Genomic DNA, 1,504 nt, shown 5'->3' with positions numbered 1-1,504 from the left:
GTAAGCATTCAGTAAACCCCGTATGATTAGAACTGGTAAAGCCGGCATAGATTGTCTATTAAAAATTTCGACTTGTCTCTGAAAATGTTGAAGATATTCGACGATTTCTATCAGGATCTATTAAAAGCTAGGATTTTTCTCCGAAAAAGTCGAAGACATTAATACATACCTGTGACTTTTTCGGAGATTCTTTAAATAATCTTCTTGTCTTTTAAAGATGATGGCAGTAATTCTGCAATGTCCTTGGAGTAATCACTGTCGTATTCATGTACGTGGTTAAGGAAATAGTTCATCCAGCCCTTGAAGTCCACATCGGCAGCCTTGCAGCACCCCATGAATGAATAGATAACAGCAGCATCTTCAGCTGCGTCATGATTACCACAGAATAAAAAATTCTTCCTGCCGACCGCTATGGGGCGCGCTGAATTTTCTATCAGATTATTGTCTATACAATATTTACCGTCCATTGTATAATGTGCCAGCTGGCGCACATGATTAAGGAAGTAGTGCATGGCTTGTCCTATCGGACTTTTAGGAAGAACCTTACCATACTCCGCAAGACACCATTTCTCAAACGAACAGATTATAGGATATGCAAGCCGTTTACGCAGTTCCATACGCTGCTGTGCATTCATGTTGTCGTCATCGGCTATACGTTCCACGTCATAGAGCATGCCTATAATGGTCATGGCATACTCCGCCCTGGCCTTGTCATGCTTCAAAGCCCTCTCAAAGTAGCGTCTGGCATGTGCCCAACAGCATATGACGATGATACCTTTTATCTTTTCAAGTGTACCATAAGCGGCATACCCGTCCGTCTGTATGGCACCTTGATAATCCTTGAAGAGTTCCAGAGCCACTTTCATACTTCTGGAACCGTCATGATAGAAGAAGAAAACCTGGTTGTTCATCACACTCCGTACCAGCCAAAGATATCCTTTTATTGTCTGATGCTTCTCGTTGTTGATTATAGGTATCGTCGTCTCATCAGACTGGACATAATCGGAAGACAGAACCAGTTCCTTCAACCGGTAATAGGCGGGGCGCATCAGGTCGGCCACTTCATGGAACCAGGCTTCAATAGTGGATGGCGGCAGGCTGATACCTATACGCTTGAACATCTGTATCTGCCGGTAGAACGGAAGATGGTCCACATATTTGCCGACCATAAGTTCTGTAAGCAGTGAAGCACTTGCATAACTCTTAGGTATCGGTTCGTTTTTCACCGGAGCAGTGATAATCCGGTTTGTATCCTTGCGCATGCCTTTGTGTCTGACAGTAACCCGGACATACAGTTCTGCCGGTTTATATTCAAGATGTTCGGAAGTTTCCGTTTCATTAAACAGCACCCATTGGTCCTCATGACCAAGATAGCCCTCCGGATAGATATGTTCTTCCTCACGGCGGAGATGCTCAGGCAGCTTTTGGCGGACGGGAACTTTTTTCTCGTGTTCCCTGACCTTAATCCGCTTATACTCGCTTACCTCTTTTATGGCCTGGCGGG

The 1,504-nt window shown here is 44.5% G+C and carries 1 protein-coding gene; it reads right to left on the bottom strand.

Translation table 11 applies throughout. The features are described from left to right. Positions 1-191 precede the first annotated feature (191 nt). Positions 192-1,504: IS66 family transposase (gene tnpC, locus I6E24_RS16190; RefSeq protein ID WP_235329727.1), on the bottom strand; the 1,313-nt coding region annotated here is incomplete at its 5' end.

It is taken from the genome of Bacteroides caecigallinarum, from assembly GCF_021530995.1.
GTDB lineage: Bacteria > Bacteroidota > Bacteroidia > Bacteroidales > Bacteroidaceae > Phocaeicola > Phocaeicola faecigallinarum.
Note: the sequence above shows the minus strand (reverse complement) of the source record. Positions and strands in the feature narration are given on the sequence as shown.